Here is a 23669-nt window from a genome sequence, read left to right as displayed (position 1 = left end):
ACCCACTGACGATCAATACTTAAGAGTATTTGAAATGGCGTTTGCACAGGCCATCATCAAAGAACCTGGCATCAAACCCATGACCAATACGGCCAAGCCGTTGATACTCAATATGACGCGCATATCAGTGCTGACAACGATAGGACTATGATCCAGAGGCTCGTCAAAATACATGAGTTTGACGACACGCAGATAATAGAAAGTACCTATCAGCGAGAACAGCACGGCAACAATTGCCAGCCACAACTGACCTGTAGACAATACTGCCTGCAATACGGACAATTTGGCGTAGAAGCCCATCATAGGTGGGATACCTGCCAGCGAGAACATCAGCAACAGCATGACAAATGCAAACCATGGGTTGCGCTTGTTCAGACCTTTCAGGTCTTCCAGATTTTCTGCTTCAAACCCGCTACGGGCCAGCAACATGATGACGCCAAATGTACCCAATGTCGTCAGCACATAAGTAATGCTGTAGAACATGGAAGCGCTGTAGGCATCCACTGCCAGATCAGCATTACCATGGGCGACGCCAGACAACATGCCCAGCAACATAAAGCCCATTTGTGAAATGGTGGAGTACGCCAGCATGCGCTTCAGATTGGTCTGCGCGATAGCGGTCAGGTTACCGACGGCCATCGACAATACTGCCAGGACCATTAGCATTTGCTGCCAGTCCACAGCCAGCGGGAACAAGCCTTCTACCAGCAAACGGAAAGTGATCGCAAATGCCGCCAGTTTAGGTGCACCACCCAGCAACAAAGTAACGGCTGTCGGCGCGCCCTGGTACACATCAGGTACCCACATGTGGAAAGGAACCACACCCAGTTTGAACGCCAAACCAGCCACCAGGAACACGATACCAAATACCAGGATAGTTTTGTTGGCAGTTGCCGTCGCAGCCACTTTAACCACTTCGCTCAATTGCAGGGAACCAGTAGCACCGTACAACATGGAAATACCGTACAGCATGAAACCAGATGCCAGCGCGCCCAGGATGAAATACTTCATCGCCGCTTCGGTCGATACTGTGTGTTCACGACGCAGGGCCACCAATGCATACAGCGACAGGGACATCAATTCCAGGCCCAGGTAAATGACAAGGAAGTTATTACCGGAAATCATCACCATCTGACCCAGCAGGGCAAACAGCGCCAATACATAGTACTCGCCACCCAGATGATTGTTGGTCATGCCACGATCGCTCACGTACTGACGTGAATAAATCAGGGTAACGCCCACTGCCAGATAAGAGAACAGCTTCAGCATATTGGACATGGGGTCAGACACAAACATGTTGTTGCTGACGTAGATCGACATCACCGTATCAGAATTGGCTGCAGTCAAGGCTCCACACACGGCCAGGCTCAACAGGCTCAGCACGTAAGTGACATTGCGCTTGCTGTCAGCCAGAAACATATCTATCAGCAATATGACGCAAATCGCCAGTAGCAAAAAGATTTCAGGATAAAGTGGTATCAGGTTCATATTATTCATTTTTACAAGCATTGATCTGCCGCCACGTGAGATCTGCTCTCAGTTCGTGGCTCGCGCATCCATATCCTCTATCAAGGCATCACTTTTGACACTGCCACATGTTTCAACAGATCGGTAACCGAGACCTGCATTGCATCTGTAAATGGCGCTGGGTACAGCCCCATCACCAATACCGCAATTGCCAGCACGCCCAGCATGAAAAATTCACGCTTGTTGATATCTGTCAGGTGCGCCACATGTTCATTCGTGATATTGCCGAAAACCACACGTTTTACCATCCACAATGAATAGGCGGCACCAAAAATCAATGCCGTTGCCGCCAGCATACCTATCCAGAAGTTGAACTGAACTGCCCCCAGAATCACCATGAATTCACCGACGAAACCGGAAGTCGCTGGCAAGCCGCAGTTGGCCATGGAGAACAAGACGAACAAGGCAGCAAATTTAGGCATCGTGTTCACCACGCCACCGTAGTCAGCGATTTCGCGGGAATGTACACGGTCATACAATACGCCGATACACAGGAACATCGCGCCAGAGATAAAGCCGTGGGAAATCATTTGTACAATCGCACCCTGCACCGACATATCATTGAACATGAAGAAGCCAAGAGTCACAAAACCCATATGCGCAATCGAAGAATATGCCACCAGCTTTTTCATATCCTTTTGTACCAGTGCCACCAGACCGATATAAATAACGGCGATCAGTGACAGGGTAATAATGAAACCAGCCATGTAATGACTTGCATCCGGCGCAATAGGCAAAGAGAAACGCAGGAAACCATAAGCACCCAGCTTCAGCATGATTGCAGCCAGTACCACGGAACCGCCAGTAGGTGCTTCCACGTGGGCGTCTGGCAACCATGTATGTACTGGCCACATTGGCACCTTGACAGCAAATGCCATCAGGAAGGCACAGAAAATCATGATCTGCGTTGTCAGTGGCAACGGCAGTTTATGCCATACCAGGATGTCGAAAGAATGACCGGCTTTCAGGTACAGGTAAATGATGGCAACCAGTGTCAGCAAGGAACCCAGCAAGGTGTACAGGAAAAACTTGAAGGCTGCATACACGCGATTCGGACCACCCCAGACACCGACGATGATGTACATAGGGATCAGTGTCGCTTCGAAGAACACATAGAACAGCATGCCATCAGTTGCGCAGAACACACCTATCATCAAACCGGACAGTATCAGGAAAGCGCCCATGTACTGAGCAACCTGCTTTTCAACCACTTCCCACGCAGCAATCACTACGATGACGGTGATAAATGCCGTCAGCGGTATCAACCACAACGAAATACCATCGATGCCCAGTGAGTAAAAAATGTTGAAGCGTTCTATCCATGAAAATTTTTCGACAAACTGCATGCCGTGCGCAGCATTGTCAAAATTTTTGATCAACGGAATCGTGACCAAAAAGCTGGCCAGGGAACCGATCAGCGAAACACCACGCACCAGGCCTGGATTGTTGTCGCGACCAAAAGCGAGGACGAAAATACCAAACGCAATAGGACACCAGATTGCGAGGCTAAGTAGAGTAGAAGTTGACTGCATCATGATTATATTTTTATAGCCGTGGTCACTTATTTAGCGAAGGGAAACAGCACTGTGTAAGCCAGGAATGCCATTACGCCGAGTATCATTACAAACGCGTAGTGATAAATATAGCCACTTTGCAACTGGCGTATCACTTTGGAGAACCAGCCAACCAGTTTTGCGCTGCCGTTCACCACCAGACCATCAATCAGGCCCTTGTCACCAATATTCCACAAACCACCACCGAGCATGCGAGCGCCGCCAGCAAACACGATCTCGTTGAAACGATCCATATAGTATTTATTGTCCAGCAGCGTATAAATCGCGCTGGCTTTTTCTTTGATCATAGCGGGAATCGCAGGCTTGACCATATAGAACACATAAGAGGTCACGACACCAGCCAATGCCAGCCAGAACGGTGGCGTCATCAGGGCATGCAGGGCCATCGCAAATGGAGAATGGAATTCGTGCTTGAGTTCTTCCATTGCATGGTGGGCTTCATTGACGAAAATAACATTGTCAAAGAATTTGCCAAACAGCATAGGCTCAATAGTAAAGAAGCCAATAACAACGGAAGGAATCGCCAACAAGACCAACGGCAACCACACTACCATTGGAGATTCATGTGGCTTTTGTCCTGGTGCCAGGCCATGATGATGCGCATCATGGTCGTCATGAGCATCATCTGCATGCGCATCGTGAGCATCTTTGGCATGGCGATCATCATGATGATCATGCGCGTGGCCAAAGTTTTCCTTGCCATGGAAGACCAGGAAATACATACGGAAAGAATAGAAGGCAGTCACAAACACACCTGCCAGCACGGCAAACTGGGCAAACCCCGCGCCTGGCAAATGACTTGCCTGAACAGCTTCAATAATGCTGTCCTTGGAATAAAAACCGGAAAAGAACGGCGTACCAATCAAAGCAAGGGAACCCAGCAGTGATGTGATCCAGGTGATTGGCATGTATTTGCGCAGACCACCCATATTGCGGATGTCCTGATCATGGTGCATGCCGATAATCACGGAACCAGCAGCAAGGAACAGTAAGGCTTTAAAGAACGCATGTGTCATCAAGTGGAAAACTGCAACTGAGTAAGCAGATGCACCCAGGGCCACGGTCATGTAACCAAGTTGTGACAAGGTCGAATACGCGACCACACGCTTGATGTCGTTCTGGATAATCCCCAGGAAACCCATGAACAAAGCGGTAATCGAACCAATCACCAACACGAAGGACAAGGCTGTATCAGACAGTTCAAACAGTGGCGACATACGCGACACCATGAAGATACCGGCTGTCACCATGGTCGCCGCGTGGATCAGTGCGGAAATCGGTGTAGGACCTTCCATCGAATCCGGCAACCAGACATGCAACGGGAATTGCGCAGATTTACCCATGGCACCGATAAACAGGCAGATACAGGCAACTGTAATCAGCATCCAGTCTGTATGTGGCAACAGCATGGCTGCCAATTCCTGTTTTTTAGCGAATACTTCGAGATAGTTCATGGAGCCAGCATTCGCCACCAACAAACCTATACCGAGAATGAAACCAAAGTCACCGACACGGTTAACCAGGAAGGCTTTCATGTTGGCATAGATTGCGGTCGGTTTGGTGTACCAGAAACCGATCAGCAGATAAGACACCAGACCTACAGCTTCCCAACCAAAGAACAGTTGCAGGAAGTTGTTGCTCATGACCAGCATCAACATCGAAAAGGTGAACAACGAGATATACGAGAAAAAACGGTTGTAACCTTCGTCTTCAGCCATATAGCCAATGGTATAGATATGCACCATCAGCGACACGAAGGTCACAACGCACATCATCATGGCGGTCAGGCCATCGATCATAAAGCCGACTTCCAGCTTCAGGCCGCCAACATTCATCCATTGATACAAGGTGGCGTTATAGGTAGCGCCATCGATCACGGCAGACAAAGTCATGCAAGAAATGACGAAGGCAATCAGCACGCCCAGTATGGTCGCTGTATGCGACACTTTTCGTCCTACCACATTGCCAAAAAACTTCGTTCCTAGCAAACCTGCGATAGCAGACCCTGCCAGAGGCGCCAGAGGTACTGCCAATAATAATTGTGGGTTAAGTTGCCCCGCCATGATGACCCTTTGTTAGCTTATTACTTTTCTTAAATCGCCAGCGTATGCCGGACTGTCGCAATGCGTCAGCCCGCAGCATTATCCTTGTTAACCTTTTAATGCATCCAGATCTTCGACATTGATCGTGTCCAGATTACGGAACAACACAACCAGTATTGCCAGACCAATCGCAGATTCAGCGGCAGCCACGGTCAATATAAAGAAGACGAATACCTGACCAGCGGCATCACCCAAATAATGAGAAAAAGCGATGAAATTAATATTCACTGCCAACAACATCAACTCGATCGCCATCAACAATACGATGATGTTTTTACGATTGAGGAAAATACCGACGATGGAAATCGCAAACAGAATTGCGCCCAATATCAGGTAATGCGTCAAACTCAAAGTCAAAGCCATTTAAGCCTCCTGCTTTACTGTTGCTGCCGCAGCGGCTGCGTTGTTGTCTGCACGATCAGACTCGGCCTTCATGCTGACGATGCGGATACGGTCCTTGCTCTTCACTTTGACAGCAGCAGCCGGATCAAAGTATTTGCTGTCTTTACGGCGACGCAAAGTCAGGGCAACGGCTGCCACTATGGCTACAAACAAAATAGCTGCCGCAACTTCAAAGGCAAACTGGTAATGCGTGAAAATCTCTATACCCAGTGCCTTGGTATTACCTATCTTGTCGGCCGCTGCCGGAACATGATTGTCCGGGCGTAAAAAGCCGCGCAACAATACTGCCGACATTTCCAGCACGATGATGACACCGACTGCAGCCGCCAAAGGAAAGTGACTCCAGAAACCTTCCCTGAGTTTATCGAGATTAATATCCAGCATCATCACGACAAACAGGAACAGTACCATGACCGCGCCGACATAGACCAGCACCAGTACAATCGCCAGGAACTCGGCCTTCAACAGCATCCAGATACCTGCTGCATTGAAGAAGGTCAATACCAGAAACAAGGCAGCATGCACAGGATTACGTGCAGAAACGACCTGTATCGCAGCGACTATCATGATCGCTGAGAAAACGTAAAATAAAACGGTAGTAAATTCCATATCGAACCAGGTCCAGTTAGCGGTATGCGGCATCAGCGCTACGCGCCGCTGCAATTTGTGTCTCGTAACGATCACCGACGGCCAGCAGCATTTCTTTGGTGAAATACAGATCGCCACGTTTTTCACCGTGGTATTCCAGTACATGGGTTTCCACGATGGAATCGACGGGGCAGGATTCTTCACAGAAACCACAGAAGATACACTTGGTCAGGTCAATGTCATAACGGGTAGTACGGCGGGAACCATCAGCACGCTGTTCAGACTCGATCGTGATTGCCATGGCCGGACACACTGCTTCACACAATTTACAGGCGATGCAGCGCTCTTCCCCATTCGGGTAACGACGCAAGGCATGCAGGCCACGGAAACGTGGAGACTGTGGCGTCTTTTCTTCCGGGAATTGCACCGTGATCTTGCGGGCAAACATATAGCGCCCTGTCAGGGCCAGGCCCTTGATCAGTTCGCGCAGCATCAGGCTGCCAAAAAAATCCTTGATTGCTTCCATTTTTTTAGCCTCTTACTTCCAAATATTCCATGGAGTTTGCATCCATGCTGCGACGATCACCAGATACACCAGGGTCAGCGGGATAAATACTTTCCAGCCCAGACGCATGATCTGGTCATAGCGATAGCGTGGGAAAGATGCGCGTGCCCAGATGAACATGGAAACCACAACAAAAGTCTTGATACCGAGCCAGATCCAGCCGGGAATGAAATCCAGGAAACGGAACGGTGCAGACCAGCCGCCGAGGAACATCAGTGATGCCATGGCAGAGATCAAAATCATGTTGGCGTATTCAGCCAGGAAGAACATGGCGAAAGACATACCGGAATATTCAACCATGTGACCGGCAACGATCTCAGACTCACCTTCCACCACGTCAAACGGATGACGGTTGGTTTCAGCGATACCAGAAATCACATACACCACGAACATAGGCAACAGCGGCAACCAGTTCCATGAGAACAGGTTGAAACCGTGCTCAGCTGCAAAGCCTGTAGTTTGAGCTTTGACGATATCTGTCATGTTCAGACTGCCGGATACCATCAATACGATAACCAGTACAAAGCCCATGGCGATTTCATACGATACCATCTGCGCAGACGCGCGCATGGCACCCAGGAAAGCATACTTGGAGTTGGATGCCCAACCGGCGATGATGATGCCGTAGACTTCCATCGAAGTGATTGCCATGATCAGCAGCAAACCAGCATTGACATTTGCCAACACAGTTTCAGGGCCAAACGGAATCACCGACCAGGCCGCCAGCGCTGGCATGATGGTCATGATAGGTGCCAGTACGAACAAGATTTTATTCGCCTTGGCCGGGATAATGATTTCTTTCAACAGCAGTTTCAATGCATCAGCGATAGGCTGCAGCAAACCTGCGGGGCCTACGCGATTCGGGCCAAGACGGATATGCATCCAGCCTATCATCTTGCGTTCCCACAAGGTCAGGTAGGCGACACAGCCCATCACAGGCAGAGTGATACAAACAATCTTGATCAGCGTCCACAAGGGCATCCACAATGCACCAAGGTAATGCTGACCAAATTCATGGATAGAGAGCAGCAAATTCATTATGCACGCTCCAGTTTGATGGCACCAAACATGCCGTCCAGATTGGCTGTCAGGGTATGACCAGCAGCAATCCTGACCACATTGTCAGGCAGGGATTTGTCAATTCCAACAGGGATCAGCGTGGAACCTGTTTTGCTCAGTCGTACCATGTCGCCTTCAGCTATCCCCAACTTGCCAGCTTCAGCCTGACTGATCCAGGCTTGTGGCGCACGTGCATCAGTTGTCAGTTGCAGGGATTCTGCACGGCGAACGATCGCATCTGTGCTGTAAATACCGACATCAGCTATACGTTCCAGACCAGCGTTCGCATTCGCGGAAACCGCAGGAACAATTTTGGCCAGGTTATTCAATTGTGCCGTCAGGTCAGCTTGTGTCAGCACGGTATCGCGCACAGCTTCTGCTGTTTCAAAATCAAAGTTTTCCAGACCCAGCAAATTGCCCAGTACGCGCAAGACTTTCCATGCCGGACGGGTATCGCCCAAAGGTTTGACAACACCGTGGAAGCTTTGTGCACGACCTTCACAACTGACGAAAGTACCGGCAGTTTCAGTGAATGGAGAAACCGGCAGCAAGACATCTGCATATTCGGCACCATGCTTGAATGACGACATGACGACAACCATATCAGCCTGATCCAATGCTGCTTTAGCCTGCACCGGATAAGCGCTATCAAGCAAAGGTTCGGCATGCAGCACGATGTAGGCTTTTTTAACCTCAGTAAATACTGGCTTGGCATTGTTGGCCGGAATCGCATTTGCCAGGTAACCACCAACGGTGTTAGCGGCTTCTGTCAGATAACCAAATTCGCTACCGGCATTTTCTGCAATCCATTGTGCCAATGCATGCAATTTTGATGCTTCTGGATGGTAAGACGCTGTGTTACCAAGGAATACACCGGCATTGCCCGCCGCCAGACTTGCTGCGATTGCTTCAGCAGTTGCAGACGCCTGCACTGCTTCCAGACCGGCTGGTTTGGCGATTTCTTTTTTTGCTGCCACAGCTACCGCAACTTCTGCCAGGAAAGACGTCCACAGCGAGGGTGCAATCACTGCCTTGTTTGCCAGCTTGATGAGCAAGTCATCATCAGTTGCATTCAAAATGCTAAGCTTGGCACCCATTTTTACTGATTGACGCAGACGCGCAGTCAGCAAAGGATGGTCTTTACGCAAGAAAGAGCCAATCACGAATACATTTTTCAACTGTGCAAATTTGACGATACTGGTTCCCAGCCAAGGCTTGACAGCAGAATTCAAAGCAAAGTCAGACTGACGCAGACGGAAATCAACATTGTCTGAGCCCAAACCGCGTACTACACGCTGTAACAGCGTCAGTTCTTCCAGCGTGGCACTTGGTGCTGCAACGGCTGCGATGGACTCAGCACCATGTTCATGCTTGACGTTACGCAAACCGTGCGCGACATATTCAAGTGCAGTCTGCCAGTCAGTTTCCTGCCATTCACCGCCCTGCTTGATCATAGGCTTGGTCAGGCGTTCTGTGCTGTTCAGTGCTTCGTAAGAGAAACGGTCTTTATCGGAAATCCAGCATTCATTGATTTCTTCGTTTTCCAGTGGTACCACGCGCATGACCTTGTTGTTCTTGACTTGAACAATCAGGTTGGAACCCAGGCCATCATGGGCACTCACCGATTTACGGCGGGATAATTCCCAGGTACGGGCAGAGTAACGGAAAGGCTTGGATGTCAGTGCCCCTACCGGGCACAGATCAATCATGTTGCCTGACAATTCGGAATCAACCGTTTTGCCGACGAAGGAAGTAATTTCAGAATGTTCGCCACGGTTAAGCATGCCCAGTTCCATGACGCCAGCGATTTCCTGGCCGAAACGTACGCAACGTGTGCAGTGTATGCAACGGCTCATTTCTTCCATGGATACCAGCGGGCCGACATCTTTATGGAATACAACGCGCTTCTCTTCTTCGTAGCGGGAAGCCGTGCCACCGTAACCAACAGCCAGATCCTGCAACTGACATTCACCGCCCTGATCGCAGATAGGGCAATCCAGCGGGTGATTGATGAGCAAGAATTCCATCACCGCTTTTTGTGCTTTTACTGCCTTGTCGCTTGATGAACGCACGATCATGCCAGGTGTGACAGGAGTCGCACAGGCAGGCAAAGGCTTCGGTGCTTTTTCAACCTCGACCAGACACATGCGGCAGTTAGCCGCAATAGATAATTTTTTGTGATAGCAAAAGTGCGGGATGTAGGTGCCAAGCTTATTGGCAGCGTCCATCACCATACTGCCCTCTTGGACTTCGACTTTTTTGCCGTCTATTTCGATTTCAACCATGGTCTACTCTAAGTGTGCTAACCGAAGCTGGCTTACATGTAAGTGGGCACCAAGCAATGCTTATGCTCGATGTGATATTCAAATTCTTCGCGGAAATTCTTGATGAAAGCGCGTACTGGCATCGCCGCTGCATCACCGAGGGCACAAATTGTCTTGCCCTGTATGTTGTCAGCGATGGAGTTCAGCATATCCAGATCATCTGCACGACCCTGGCCATGCTCTATCCTGTGCACCATGCGATACAACCAGCCCGTACCTTCACGGCATGGTGTGCACTGACCGCAGGATTCTTCAAAATAGAAGTAGGACAGACGCAGCAATGATTTCACCATACAGCGCGTTTCATCCATGACGATGACCGCACCAGAACCCAGCATGGAACCAGCCTTGGCGATAGAATCGTAATCCATATCCGTAGCCATCATCACATCACCCGTCAACACAGGCATGGAAGAACCACCGGGGATAACTGCCTTGATCTTTTTGCCGTCGCGCATGCCACCAGCCAGTTCCAGCAAGGTCGCAAATGGTGTACCCAACGGCACTTCATAGTTACCTGGTTTGGCTACGTCACCAGACATGGAGAAAATCTTGGTGCCGCCATTATTAGGCTTACCTAGCGCAGCGTATTTTTCACCGCCCATGGCAAACACAAATGGCACGGCTGCAAAAGTTTCTGTGTTGTTGATCGTGGTTGGTTTGCCATACAAACCAAAGCTGGCAGGGAAAGGCGGCTTGAAGCGCGGCTGCCCTTTTTTGCCTTCCAGCGATTCCAGCAAGGCTGTTTCTTCGCCGCAGATATAGGCACCGTAGCCGTGGAAAGCATGCAACTGGAAATTAAATTCAGAACCAGCAATCTTGTCGCCCAGCATATTGGCTGCACGTGCCTCTTCCAGCGCTTCTTCAAAGCGGTCGTAATCAGCAAAAATCTCGCCGTGAATATAGTTGTAACCCACAGTGATGCCCATGGCGTAAGCGCCTATGGCCATGCCTTCGATCAGGGCATGCGGGTTATAACGGATGATGTCACGATCCTTGAATGTACCAGGTTCGCCTTCGTCGGTATTACAGACCAGGTATTTTTGCCCTGGGAACTGACGCGGCATGAAACTCCATTTCAAGCCGGTAGGAAAACCCGCACCACCGCGACCGCGCAAAGAAGACGCCTTCAATTCGGCAATCACTTGCTCAGGCGGGATTTTTTCATTCAGGATACGTTTCAGGGATTCATAGCCACCACGTGCTACGTAATCTTGCAGATGCCAGTTCTTGCCATCCAGACCTGCCAGTATCAAAGGTTTAATATGGCGATTGTGCAGACTCGTCATTATTTACCCGCCTCTTTCAGTTCATTGACCAGGCCATCGATTTTTTCATTCGACATGAAACTGCACATACGTTTGTTATTGACGATCATCACAGGCGCGTCACCACAGGCACCCATGCATTCACCTTCAACCAGGGTGAATTGGCCATCTGCCGTAGTTTCCTTGTAATCGATACCGAGCTTTTGCTTCAGATGATGTGCTGCACGCTCGCCACCAGACAAGGCGCAAGGCAAGTTAGTACAGACCGAAATCTTGAACTTGCCCACTGGCTTGGTGTTGTACATATTGTAGAAAGTCGCGACTTCCTGCACTGCTACAGCGGGCATGCCGATGTAATCAGCCAGGGTCTGCATAACTTCGGGAGAAACCCAGCCAGTTTCATCCTGGGCGATAGCCAATGCGGCCATCACAGCGGACTGGCGCTGGTCAGCCGGGAACTTTGCCAGTTCACGATCAATTTTTTTAAATGCCTGCTCTGATAACACCATAGCTAATGCCTCGATTCGACGCCCTCAGGGCGCCGCTTTATCTGTCAATCTCACCAAACACAATATCCTGAGTACCGATGATCGTTACCGCATCAGCAATCATGTGACCTTTTGCCATTTCATCCAAACCCTGCAAGTGCGCGAAACCTGGCGCACGGATTTTCAGACGATAAGGCTTGTTAGCACCATCGGACATCAAGTAAATACCAAACTCGCCTTTAGGATGTTCAACCGCGGCATAGGCTTCGCCAGCAGGAACATGGAAACCCTCGGTGAACAGTTTGAAGTGATGGATGAGTTCTTCCATATTCGACTTCATGTTCACGCGATGCGGTGGCGCAACCTTGTGGTTATCGGTAATCACCGGGCCCTGGTTATTTCTTAGCCATTCCACGCATTGTTTGATAATGCGGTTGGACTGGCGCATTTCTTCCACGCGCACCAGATAACGGTCGTAGCTGTCGCCATTCACGCCAACCGGGATATCAAAATCCAGCAAGTCATAGACTTCATACGGCTGCTTCTTGCGCAAATCCCATTCGATGCCGGAACCACGCAACATAGGACCAGTAAAGCCCATAGCTTTGGCACGTTCAGGCGAGACCACACCAATACCAACCAGACGCTGTTTCCAGATACGATTGTCGGTCAACAGTGTTTCGTATTCGTCGACGTATTTAGGAAAGCGGTTGGTGAAGTCTTCAATGAAATCCAGCAGAGAACCCTGACGACTTTCATTCAACAGACGCATCGCTTTTTCATTTTTCAAAGCCGATGTCGTGAATTGCGGCATTTGATCCGGCAAATCACGATATACACCACCAGGGCGATAGTAAGCTGCATGCAAACGTGCACCCGAGACCGCTTCATAGCAATCCATCAGGTCTTCACGTTCACGGAAAGCGTACAGGAACACCGCCATCGCGCCCACGTCCAGCGCATGCGCGCCTATCCACAGCAAGTGGTTCAGCAAGCGCGTAATTTCATCAAACATGACGCGGATATACTGCGCACGCAAAGGCACTTCCAGACCCAGCATCTTTTCAATCGCCATGACATAGGCATGTTCATTGGCCATCATGGATACGTAGTCCAGGCGATCCATGTAAGGCACGGATTGCAGGAAGGTTTTTTGCTCTGCCAGTTTTTCCGTAGCACGATGCAACAGACCAATGTGCGGATCAGCACGTTGTATGACTTCGCCATCGAGCTCAAGCACCAGGCGCAACACACCATGCGCAGCAGGATGCTGTGGACCAAAGTTCAATGTGTAATTCTTAATCTCAGCCATTATTTCATCCCGTAATGTTCTTCACGAATGATACGCGGCACATTTTCGCGTGGTTCTATCGTGACAGGCTGGTAAACGACGCGCTTTTGATCTGCGTCATAACGCATTTCAACATAGCCGGAAACTGGAAAGTCTTTACGGAAAGGATGTCCGATAAAACCATAATCGGTCAGAATGCGACGCAAGTCATTGTGACCATCAAACAAGATACCAAACAAGTCGAACGCTTCACGCTCATACCAGTTGGCTGCATTCCAGACATCGATCAAAGAAGGCACGACCGGCATTTCATCATCCGGTGCGAAGACACGCACGCGCAAACGCCAGTTATTTTTAATGGACAGCAAATGCGAAACGGCGGCATAACGCGCGCCTTCCCAAATGCCATCACCATAAGTGGAATAATCAACACCACACAGGTCGATCAATTCTTCAAAACAGGTATCCGGATGATCGCGCAAGGCAAGCATCACATCAAGATAAGCTGCAGCAGAAACCACGATAGTGATTTCACCCAGCGCATTTTTCAATTCCAGAATGCGTTCACCCAAGACCGTTTTTACTGCCGTCTCAAGGTTTTCCAGTTTGGTAGTCATAATTTAATGTTGCCCCGGCGACGACGCAATTAACGCGCAATGGTGTTGGTACGCTTGATCTTGTTTTGCAACTGTATGATGCCGTACATCAGGGCCTCTGCCGTTGGCGGGCAACCTGGCACATACACATCCACAGGAACAATACGATCACAACCACGCACCACGGAATATGAATAGTGATAATAACCACCACCGTTAGCACACGAGCCCATGGAAATAACCCAGCGCGGCTCTGCCATCTGGTCATACACCTTGCGCAACGCAGGTGCCATCTTGTTACACAGCGTACCAGCAACAATCATCACGTCAGACTGACGTGGCGACGGACGAAACACTACGCCAAAACGATCCAGATCGTAACGTGACGCACCAGCATGCATCATTTCAACGGCACAACAGGCCAGACCAAAGGTCATAGGCCACATGGAACCGGTACGCGTCCAGTTGATCAGCTTGTCTGCCGTAGTGGTGACAAAGCCTTCACTCAATACACCTTCAATTGCCATAATTCATCACTCCCAATCCAGAGCGCCTTTTTTCCAGATGTACCAAAAACCCACACCAAATTCCAGCACGAAGCCAAGCATGATCAAAAAGCCATTCCAGCCAAGATCACGCATCGCCACACCCCAAGGGAAGAAGAATGCCGTTTCCAGATCAAACAAAATGAACAAAATTGCCACCAGGTAGTAGCGCACGTCAAACTTCATGCGCGCATCTTCAAATGCTTCAAAACCGCATTCGTAAGCAGAATTTTTTTGAGAGTCCGGTTTATACGGAGCGAGAATACGCCCCAACACTTGCGGCACCACACCTACAGCGATACCAACCAGAATAAAGAGAAGAACTGGGAAATAATTTTCGAGGTTCACGTTAGGCTACCTGTAGTTGAACGCCAGATTGAAGCAAGTCACTTATTGATACTAACAAACAATAAACAACTGCTTCCTCGACCAAGCCAGCAAAGAAAACTGACTCTATTTTTTTGGTGCCGACGACGAGACTCGAACTCGTACAGCTTTCGCCACTACCCCCTCAAGATAGCGTGTCTACCAATTTCACCACGTCGGCCTAAGCCCAGCATTCTACTATGTATAGCCTCATTGTTCAACGCACAATTGCGGCAATTCAATGTTTTTTGCTGAGCAAAATCAATTATTTTGGAATCTGGTTTGCCTGACCAGCTGAAGCAGAGGAAGCAGGCACAGGGGTAACAACCGGAGCGGAAGCCGTACCCGCAGAAGCTGCAGGCGCTACTGGCTTAACTGCTGCCACACCCTCCATGACACCTATGGCAGGCTTACGATTGCCACTGGAAACTGCCAGCCCCAAAGTCGCAGCAAAAAAGATCGCCGCAGCAACGCCTGTTGCCTTCGACAGGAAGTTGGACGAGCCAGTTGCACCAAACAGGCTGCCAGATGCGCCAGAACCAAAAGAGGCTCCCATATCAGCACCTTTGCCGTGCTGCAACAAAACCAGGCCAATAATTGCCAAAGCTGACAACACCTGAACAACCACAACCAACGTAAATAAAGTTTGCATTCAAGACATCCAAAAAAAATTAAGCATTCAACAAATTAATTCAAATAACTCAGAACCTGTTTGCGATCTTACTGCGCGTGCGTGATCAGGGCTCAAAATGCTCATGTACCAAAGTACATTCCGCTTTTTATGCTGCGCTTTACCCTGACCCCGCTGACGCACGCTCGCTACAGGTTCTCAGGCCGCTGCAATAATCGACAGGAAGTCCTGCGATTTCAATGCTGCGCCACCTATCAGCCCACCATCTATATCAGGCATCGCCAGTAATTCTGCGGCATTTTCCGGCTTCATGCTGCCACCGTACAAGATTTGCACTTTGCCAGCCGCATCAGCATTTCTGACCGCCATCTGTTGACGCAGGAATTGATGCACGTCCTGCGCCATTTGCGGCGTTGCTGTCTTGCCAGTACCTATTGCCCATACCGGCTCGTAGGCAACGACCATCGCTGTCATATCGCCCAACACATCCAGAACTGCATTCAACTGAGCAGCCACCACTTTATTGGTTTGACCGCTTTCGCGTTGTTCCAGCGTTTCACCAACACAAACGATAGGCAACAGACCCGACGTCTGCAAGCGCAACGCCTTCTGCGCCACCAGCTCATCGCTTTCAGCGTGATAAGCACGGCGTTCGGAATGCCCGACTATCACATACTTGCTGCCGCAATCCGCCAGCATGGCTGCCGATATCTCGCCGGTATAAGCACCCTGCGCATGCACTGAAACATCTTGTGCGCCCCACATGACAGCACTACTCGCCAATAATTCAGCGCATTGTGCCAGATAAGGTGCTGGTGGGCACACCAGAACATCACAGTTCAACGATGCAGGCAAACCTGCCTTTATTTCAGACAACAATGAACGATTAGCAGAAAAACCACCATTCATCTTCCAGTTACCGGCTATTAAGGTGCGTCGCATAGTAAGCCAAAATATAAATAACCGTCTATTGTAGCCCTCAGCGCTATCAGGGTCAAACCAGCACACTCAGGTTTATGACTTTATGACTACAAAAGCTGCCTCATACGGCCTGTCAAAGAGCGATTTTAGTGCACGCAAGCCATCTTTTTGATCATGCCGACAATACTATAGCGCCTTAGCCCACATCCATGGACAGCATGATTTTTCCTATATGCGCCCCCTCCTCCATCATGGTATGCGCCTGCGCTGCCTGGGCGAGAGGGAAGACGTGATGTATCACAGGCACGATCGCCCTGGAACTCAGTAGCGGCCAGACATGCTCTTGCAACTCAGTCGCAATTATTTTTTTGAACGCCACTGAGCGTGGACGCAGAGTAGAACCAGTGACCGTCAGGCGGCGGCGCAATACTTGACTCAGGTCCAGTTCGGCACTAGATCCACCCAGCAAGGCAATAATAGCAAGGCGACCATCATCAGCGAGGCAATTGATCTCTTGCGGCACATAACTGCCAGCCACCATATCAAGAATGACATCAACACCTTTACCTGCTGTCAACTCCTTGACGACATCGGTAAATTGTTCAGTCTTGTAGTTAATGCCACGTTCTGCACCCAGTTTTTCTGTCGCCCGACATTTTTCATCCGAACCAGCAGTAGCAAAGACACGATGTCCCAAAGCCTTGGCAATTTGAATTGCGGCAACACCAATACCCGATGTACCGCCCTGCACCAGAAAACTTTCGCCCGGTGATAAATGGGCGCGCTGAAATACGTTGCTCCAGACCGTAAAATAAGTTTCCGGCAAAGATGCCGCCTCCAGTAAAGACAGGCCCTGCGGCACCTTCAGGCACTGCCCAGCCGGTGCCACGCAATATTCAGCATAGCCACCGCCTTGTACTAAAGCACAAACCTGGTCACCAACCTGAAACCCACTCCCATCCAGGTCGCCAGCAACTACCTCCCCCGCCACTTCCAGGCCAGGCAAATCTGAAGCACCAGCAGGTACCGGGTAAAAACCAAGACGCTGCAACACATCAGGTCTGTTCACACCGGCAGCACTGACCCGTATCAATAATTCCCCTTTACCTGGCACTGGCACAGGTCGCGTAGCAATCTGCAACACTTCTGGCTTGCCGTACTGGGTGATTTCTATGGCACGCATTTCAGTTTTCATGTGGACTCATCCATAAAGTGAACTCTTGGGCTTGAATTGTAAGCGAATAAAAAAACGCCCGTGCAAAGCATGGGCGTTTCTTCATTTTTCAGTCTGACGGCACAAAGCAGATGACTGCCTTATTACCCGCCACTATTACTGTTGCTGCTGTTGTTGCTGTGGCTGACCTTGTGCTTCAGACTCAGCCAAAGCCGCCTTCATGGACAACTTGAAGCGACCGCGGTCATCTGTTTCCAGCACTTTGACACGCACTTGCTGACCTTCTTTGAGGTAATCAGCAACGGCATTCACACGCTCATTGGCGATTTGGCTGATGTGCAGCAAACCGTCTTTACCAGGCATGATTTGCACAATCGCACCGAAGTCCAGCAATTTCAATACTGTACCTTCGTAAACTTTGCCGACTTCAACTTCTGCAGTCAATTCTTCGATGCGACGTTTGGCTTCCTGACCTGCTGCTGCATCAACAGAAGCAATAGTGACCACACCTTCATCGCTGATATCGATTTGCGTGCCGGTTTCTTCTGTCAATGCACGAATCACTGCACCACCTTTACCGATAACATCACGGATTTTTTCCGGGTTGATCTTGATCGTGATCAGACGTGGAGCAAAGTCAGACAATTCAGATTTGCCGACAGGTACGGCTTCCTGCATTTTGCCCAGAATATGCACACGACCTTCTTTGGCCTGCGCCAGAGCGACTTGCATGATTTCTTTGGTGATGCCCTGGATTTTGATATCCATTTGCAGGGCAGTAATACCCTCTGCTGTACCGGCCACTTTAAAGTCCATGTCGCCGAGGTGATCTTCATCACCCAGGATGTCTGTCAGAACGGCAAACTTGTTGCCATCTTTGATCAGGCCCATGGCGATACCGGCAACGTGTGCTTTCATCGGCACGCCAGCGTCCATCAACGCCAGGCAGCCGCCGCAGACGGAAGCCATGGAAGAAGAACCATTGGATTCAGTAATTTCAGAAACCAGACGCACAGAGTAGCTGAAATCTTCCGGATCAGGCAAGGCAGCCTGCAATGCACGCTTAGCCAAACGGCCATGGCCGATTTCACGACGCTTAGGTGTACCAACGCGACCTGTTTCGCCAGTGGCAAACGGAGGCATATTGTAGTGCAGCATGAAGCGGTCAGAATACTCACCCATCAGCGCATCAATTTTTTGCTCGTCACGGGCAGTACCCAGCGTTGCAATCACCAAAGCCTGAGTTTCACCACGTGTGAACAGGGCTGTACCATGCGTACGTGGCAGAACGCCGGTACGGATACTGATAGGACGCACTGTGCGTGTATCACGACCATCGATACGTGGTTCACCTTCAAGGATTTGGGAGCGAACGATTTTCGCCTCCAGATCGAACAGGATATTGCCGACTTCCGATGAATCAGGAGCAGCTTCGCCTTTGGCAGCAGCTTGTTCAGCCAGCGCCACAGCGACAGTAGACGTTGCCGCCTTCAGTTGCTCAGTACGAGCCTGTTTTTCTTTGGTTTGGTAAGCAGCGCGCAACAAAGGCTCTGCTACTGCAGTTACCGCAGCAATCAGTGGCTCATTTTTTGCAGCAGGCGCCCATTGCACTTCAGGTTTGCCACCGTCACGTACCAGTTCATGGATCGCATCGATAACAGCCTTCATTTGTTCGTGACCGAAAACAACCGCACCCAGCATGACTTCTTCAGACAATTGCTGCGCTTCGGATTCGACCATCAATACGGCTTGCTCAGTACCGGCAACAACCAGATCCAGCTTGGATTGCTTCAGTTGCGTCGCAGTCGGGTTCAATACATATTGACCATCGATATAGCCAACACGTGCTGCACCAACCGGACCACTGAATGGGATACCAGCAACGGAAATCGCAGCAGAAGCACCGATCATCGCAGCGATATCAGGATCGATTTCAGGATTGACGGACAAGACATGCACGATGACCTGAACTTCGTTCAGGTAGCCTTCTGGGAACAGAGGGCGGATAGGCCTGTCGATCAAACGGGAAGTCAGTGTTTCTTTTTCCGATGGACGACCTTCGCGCTTGAAGAAACCGCCAGGGATGCGGCCGGCAGCATAAGTTTTTTCCATGTAATCCACGGTCAGAGGAAAGAAATCCTGACCTGGCTTGGCATCCTTCTTTGCAACCACGGTTGCCAGTACAACGGTATCTTCTATGGATACCATGACCGCGCCAGAAGCCTGGCGGGCGATTTCACCGGTTTCCAGTGTGACCTGGTGCTGACCGTATTGGAAGGTTTTGGTAATTTTATTAAACACAATGTGTCCTTTCTATTTTGCCGACAGATTTTCAGGCGCTGTCGTTCACCTCACCGCGAGCAACCCGCCTGGATTGCTTTTTGCCTGTTTTCAACATTTTCGTCAAAAACCTGGCTAAAACTGGGAGAAACTAAAACTCTACATAGACAAAAAGCCTGCGACAGAAAACTGACGCAGGCTTTTTACTACCAATGATTTGCTAAGCTCAGCAAGAATTACTTACGCAAGCCGAGTTTTTCGATCAGTGAGCGATAGCGATTCAGGTCTTTACCTTTCAGGTAAGACAGCAGACTCTTACGACGGTTAACCATCATGATCAAACCACGACGGGAGTGGTGATCTTTAGAGTGAGCCTTGAAGTGACCATTCAGGTCATTGATACGTGCAGTCAACAGAGCAACTTGCACTTCAGGAGAGCCTGTGTCATTTTGACCACGGGCATTGTCCGCTACGATAGCGGCTTTTGCATTTTTTTCGATAGACATAATTTCCCTTAACATGCGATAACAAGAGTCGTCGTATTTATAAAAACATCAACAAAACCATCGTTATCGTGAAATAGCAATCCCGCCGGAATGACGGGACCCATGACTATACCACCGTTTTAAGCTGGAATCAAATCTTGCTTTAAATCTGGGGATTCAATTTCTCGATCTTTGACTGCAATTTATTCAATGCTGACAAATAAGCTTTCGCTGAGGCAACAACAATATCAGGATCTGCACCAACACCATTGACTATACGACCCGCTTTAGACAGACGCATAGTGACTTCGCCCTGGGACTGGGTACCTGTGGTAATAGCATTCACAGAAAACAACAACAACTCTGCTCCGCTCTGCACTTTGGAATCAATCGCATTGACGATGGCATCAACCGGACCATTACCATTACCTTCACAGGTAACTTCCTTACCATCCGAAGTAAATACAACTTTAGCAAATGGCAACTCACCAGTTTCAGAGCGTTGTGAAAGAGAAACATAATGGAAGGCATCATTGTTTTGTGCATGCTCTTCATCAGACACCAGGGCAAGAATATCTTCGTCGAATATTTCAGACTTACGGTCGGCCAGTTCCTTGAAGCGGGCAAAGGCAGCATTGACATCAGCTTCGGATTCCAATGTTATACCCAATTCTTCCAGACGTTGCTTGAAGGCGTTACGGCCAGACAATTTACCCAGGACCAGTTTGTTGGCACTCCAGCCCACATCTTCCGCACGCATGATTTCATAGGTGTCACGCGCTTTCAAGATGCCATCCTGATGAATGCCGGATGCGTGGGCAAACGCATTCGCACCCACCACTGCCTTATTTGGCTGCACGGCAAAACCGGTGATTTGTGACACCAGCTTGGATGCCGGCACGATCTGACTAATATCAATACCCAGTTGCAGATCAAAATAATCTTTGCGGGTACGCACTGCCATAACGATTTCTTCAAGGGCGGTGTTACCTGCACGCTCACCCAGGCCATTGATCGTACATTCGATCTGGCGTGCGCCACCTATCATGACACCGGCCAGGGAATTCGCCACGGCCATACCCAGATCGTTGTGACAGTGCACCGACCAGATAGCCTTGTCAGAATTAGGGATACGTTCACGCAGGGATTTCAACATATTACCGTACAGTTCAGGCACAGCATAACCAACGGTGTCAGCAAAATTGATGGTGGTTGCGCCTTCCTTGATGACCGCTTCCAGCACGCGGCACAAGAAGTCCATATCCGAACGGCTGCCATCTTCCGGACTGAATTCCACGTCATCTGTAAAGTTACGGGCATAGCGCACGGCCTGTATTGCCTGCTCCAGTACCTGATCTGGTGTCATGCGCAATTTCTTTTCCATATGCAAAGGAGAAGTTGCAATGAATGTATGGATACGCTTGCGCTGTGCGGCTTGCAAGGCTTCGGCGGCGCGGGCGATATCACGGTCATTGGCTCGCGACAGGGAGCAAATCGTGGAATCCTTGATGATGGAAGCGATCGCCTTGATGGATTCAAAATCACCTGGCGACGCTGCAGCAAAACCAGCCTCGATCACGTCGACCTTCATTCTTTCCAGTTGCTTGGCAATGCGGATTTTTTCATCCTTGGTCATGGATGCACCAGGTGATTGTTCGCCATCGCGCAAGGTTGTGTCAAATATGATGAGTTTGTCGGCCATGATTTTGCTCCTGAGATAAATTTACAAAATTGATATGAGATAAAACTGCAAATTGTGAATATTCTTCAGCCTACCCTTGCAAGACGCACATGGGTGATGAGACTACTCGAATTGTGGGTGTGGGGGATTTAGCGCGTAACCGCTAGTAGAGATACCAGCAATAGCGATAGCAGACCAGACAGGCCTGCCGTAGTATTTTTTGCTATTGATGTGGATGCGAAGTTCATGCCAAAGACTATAAGCGCGATTACAAAAAAGTGCAAGAATTTATAGCAGTAAAATCCTATTTTTCTCAGGCGAAAAAGCAAAAAAGCCGCAATACATTTTCTGCATTGCGGCTTTTCTTTTAAAACACCAAATTTTATCTGGCCGACATTGCTTCAGGCACGCTTATTTTTCTTCATGATGCTCAACACTGGTCTGCACAATACTGACAGGCCTGCCTTTGCGCCAGCGCCACAACAACACGACATAGCCAGACAAGCCATACAACACGAACAAGCCAAACAAGACCTTGGGTGGATCACTGACCACTGCAACATAGGCCAATACAATCAAAAATGGGGCGATAAACGGCACAGACCGACGCAGATTGACATCCTTGAAGCTATAGAAAGGTACATTGGTTACCATGGTCAAACCTGCAAACAAGGTAATGCTCCAGGTGCTCCAGCTTAGTTCACGCCCGGGGAAGTGCAAGTCTTCCATCAGCAACACAAAGCCAGCCACCAAGGCTGCAGCAGCCGGGCTAGGCAAACCCTGGAAGTAGCGCTTATCGACGATCCCTATATTTGTATTAAAACGAGCCAGGCGTAAAGCAGCACCGGCACAATACACAAAGGCCGCCAGCCAGCCCAGCTTGCCCATGCCTTTTAACGACCATTCATAGGCAACCAATGCTGGCGCTGCGCCAAAAGAAATCATGTCAGACAAGCTATCGTACTGGGCACCAAATTCACTTTGGGTATTGGTCATACGGGCCACGCGACCATCCAGACTATCCAGCACCATGGCTACAAAAATCGCCAGTGCAGACTGGTCAAAACGTTGATTCATCGCCATCACAATGGCATAGAAACCGCAAAACAGGGCTGCTGTCGTAAAAGCATTCGGCAACAGGTAAATACCACGCCTGGGTTTGGCTGGGACACGTACCTCTTCCCCCTCATGCGCGCCCGCAGCCGCATTCTTGCGCATGCCCTTGGGGAATAACTTGAAACTGCCTTTGGGCTTTCGTTTTAGTATAGGTGCCATTCTTGCTATCGTAATCTGTGGAATATGTCACTTGCCTGGGCAAGGGATGCAAAAGTGTGCGAAGTATAACCCCGATTATTGCCGATGAAAACAAACTCAGGGACATGCACCCTTCACGCTCAGGCTTCCAATATACATCTTCATTCATATAGACGTAAAAAAATCGCCCCGGAGGGCGATTTTAGTCTTCGAGCAGCGTGCGCCGACAAGCGCACGCTATTGATGCCCGGCGATGTCAGCAATTAGTTCTTGCTTTGATCAACCAGTTTGTTTTTAGCAATCCATGTGCACTTGAAGGCGTAAAAAAGTCGTCCAAGTGGACGACTTTTAGCCTTCGAGCTGCGTGCGCCTGCAAGCGCACGCTGGATGATGCCCGGCGATGTCAGCAATTAGTTCTTGCTTTGATCAACCAGTTTGTTTTTTAGCAATCCATGTGCACTTGAAGGCGTAAAAAAAGTCGTCCAAGTGGACGACTTTTAGCCTTCGAGCTGCGTGCGCCTGCAAGCGCACGCTGGATGATGCCCGGC

Annotated in this window: 21 protein-coding genes and 1 tRNA gene; all 22 read right to left on the bottom strand. The window is 49.6% G+C overall.

The annotated features are described in order from the left end of the window. Window positions 1–12: 12 nt before the first annotated feature. Window positions 13–1497 carry an NADH-quinone oxidoreductase subunit NuoN gene (nuoN, locus tag AC1RVX_RS24580; protein WP_493219208.1) on the bottom strand — a complete coding sequence of 495 codons (1485 nt, stop codon included), beginning with the start codon at window positions 1495–1497 and terminating at the stop codon, window positions 13–15. 71 nt (window positions 1498–1568) lie between these two features. Further along, window positions 1569–3062 carry an NADH-quinone oxidoreductase subunit M gene (locus AC1RVX_RS24575; RefSeq protein ID WP_493219207.1) on the bottom strand — a complete coding sequence of 498 codons (1494 nt, stop codon included), beginning with the start codon at window positions 3060–3062 and terminating at the stop codon, window positions 1569–1571. Window positions 3063–3088: 26 nt separating this feature from the next. Next, window positions 3089–5164 (bottom strand): NADH-quinone oxidoreductase subunit L, encoded by a 2076-nt coding sequence (nuoL, locus tag AC1RVX_RS24570; protein WP_493219206.1) that lies wholly within the window; start codon window positions 5162–5164, stop codon window positions 3089–3091. An 87-nt stretch (window positions 5165–5251) separates the two neighbouring features. Further along, window positions 5252–5566: an NADH-quinone oxidoreductase subunit NuoK gene (nuoK, locus tag AC1RVX_RS24565; protein ID WP_162041807.1), complete on the bottom strand. Its 315-nt coding sequence runs from the start codon at window positions 5564–5566 to the stop codon at window positions 5252–5254. Next, window positions 5567–6214 (bottom strand): NADH-quinone oxidoreductase subunit J, encoded by a 648-nt coding sequence (locus AC1RVX_RS24560; protein WP_493219257.1) that lies wholly within the window; start codon window positions 6212–6214, stop codon window positions 5567–5569. A gap of 16 nt (window positions 6215–6230) precedes the next feature. Then, a complete protein-coding gene (nuoI, locus tag AC1RVX_RS24555; protein WP_493219205.1) occupies window positions 6231–6719 on the bottom strand; it encodes an NADH-quinone oxidoreductase subunit NuoI in 489 nt (162 codons plus the stop codon). A gap of 12 nt (window positions 6720–6731) precedes the next feature. Then, window positions 6732–7796 carry an NADH-quinone oxidoreductase subunit NuoH gene (gene nuoH, locus AC1RVX_RS24550; RefSeq protein WP_493219204.1) on the bottom strand — a complete coding sequence of 355 codons (1065 nt, stop codon included), beginning with the start codon at window positions 7794–7796 and terminating at the stop codon, window positions 6732–6734. Further along, on the bottom strand, window positions 7796–10102 hold the full coding sequence (gene nuoG / locus AC1RVX_RS24545; protein WP_493219203.1) for an NADH-quinone oxidoreductase subunit NuoG: 2307 nt from the start codon (window positions 10100–10102) through the stop codon (window positions 7796–7798). The genes nuoH and nuoG overlap by 1 nt, the downstream gene beginning before the upstream one ends. Window positions 10103–10134: 32 nt before the next feature. Continuing rightward, window positions 10135–11430: an NADH-quinone oxidoreductase subunit NuoF gene (gene nuoF / locus AC1RVX_RS24540; protein WP_493219202.1), complete on the bottom strand. Its 1296-nt coding sequence runs from the start codon at window positions 11428–11430 to the stop codon at window positions 10135–10137. Then, complete coding sequence (gene nuoE, locus AC1RVX_RS24535; protein WP_493219201.1) at window positions 11430–11918, bottom strand: NADH-quinone oxidoreductase subunit NuoE; 489 nt, start codon at window positions 11916–11918, stop codon at window positions 11430–11432. The genes nuoF and nuoE overlap by 1 nt, the downstream gene beginning before the upstream one ends. 37 nt (window positions 11919–11955) lie before the next feature. Beyond that, window positions 11956–13209: an NADH-quinone oxidoreductase subunit D gene (locus AC1RVX_RS24530; protein ID WP_493219200.1), complete on the bottom strand. Its 1254-nt coding sequence runs from the start codon at window positions 13207–13209 to the stop codon at window positions 11956–11958. Then, complete coding sequence (locus AC1RVX_RS24525; RefSeq protein WP_493219199.1) at window positions 13209–13805, bottom strand: NADH-quinone oxidoreductase subunit C; 597 nt, start codon at window positions 13803–13805, stop codon at window positions 13209–13211. The genes AC1RVX_RS24530 and AC1RVX_RS24525 overlap by 1 nt, the downstream gene beginning before the upstream one ends. A gap of 29 nt (window positions 13806–13834) precedes the next feature. Continuing rightward, the gene (locus tag AC1RVX_RS24520) at window positions 13835–14311 is read right to left on the bottom strand and encodes a NuoB/complex I 20 kDa subunit family protein (protein WP_186949040.1); all 477 of its coding nucleotides are present in this window, start codon (window positions 14309–14311) and stop codon (window positions 13835–13837) included. 6 nt (window positions 14312–14317) lie between these two features. Beyond that, on the bottom strand, window positions 14318–14677 hold the full coding sequence (locus tag AC1RVX_RS24515) for an NADH-quinone oxidoreductase subunit A (RefSeq protein ID WP_493219198.1): 360 nt from the start codon (window positions 14675–14677) through the stop codon (window positions 14318–14320). A 114-nt stretch (window positions 14678–14791) separates the two neighbouring features. Then, a tRNA-Leu gene (locus tag AC1RVX_RS24510) sits at window positions 14792–14876 on the bottom strand. Between the two features lie 84 nt (window positions 14877–14960). Next, window positions 14961–15347, bottom strand: a complete 387-nt coding sequence (gene secG / locus AC1RVX_RS24505) for a preprotein translocase subunit SecG (protein WP_493219197.1) — start codon at window positions 15345–15347, stop codon at window positions 14961–14963. 177 nt (window positions 15348–15524) lie between these two features. After that, complete coding sequence (gene tpiA / locus AC1RVX_RS24500; protein ID WP_493219196.1) at window positions 15525–16268, bottom strand: triose-phosphate isomerase; 744 nt, start codon at window positions 16266–16268, stop codon at window positions 15525–15527. A gap of 175 nt (window positions 16269–16443) precedes the next feature. Continuing rightward, window positions 16444–17430, bottom strand: a complete 987-nt coding sequence (locus AC1RVX_RS24495; RefSeq protein ID WP_493219256.1) for an NAD(P)H-quinone oxidoreductase — start codon at window positions 17428–17430, stop codon at window positions 16444–16446. A gap of 147 nt (window positions 17431–17577) precedes the next feature. Then, window positions 17578–19722, bottom strand: coding sequence for a polyribonucleotide nucleotidyltransferase (gene pnp, locus AC1RVX_RS24490; RefSeq protein ID WP_493219195.1), 2145 nt, complete (start codon window positions 19720–19722; stop codon window positions 17578–17580). Between the two features lie 215 nt (window positions 19723–19937). Beyond that, the gene (gene rpsO / locus AC1RVX_RS24485; RefSeq protein WP_110253976.1) at window positions 19938–20207 is read right to left on the bottom strand and encodes a 30S ribosomal protein S15; all 270 of its coding nucleotides are present in this window, start codon (window positions 20205–20207) and stop codon (window positions 19938–19940) included. Between the two features lie 142 nt (window positions 20208–20349). Then, window positions 20350–21888, bottom strand: coding sequence for a 2-isopropylmalate synthase (locus tag AC1RVX_RS24480; protein ID WP_493219194.1), 1539 nt, complete (start codon window positions 21886–21888; stop codon window positions 20350–20352). A gap of 390 nt (window positions 21889–22278) precedes the next feature. Beyond that, window positions 22279–23142 (bottom strand): CDP-diacylglycerol--serine O-phosphatidyltransferase, encoded by an 864-nt coding sequence (gene pssA / locus AC1RVX_RS24475; protein ID WP_493219193.1) that lies wholly within the window; start codon window positions 23140–23142, stop codon window positions 22279–22281. Window positions 23143–23669 lie beyond the last annotated feature (527 nt).

The organism is Undibacterium sp. GW821-FHT11B02 (assembly GCF_058808955.1).
Note: the sequence above shows the minus strand (reverse complement) of the source record. Positions and strands in the feature narration are given on the sequence as shown.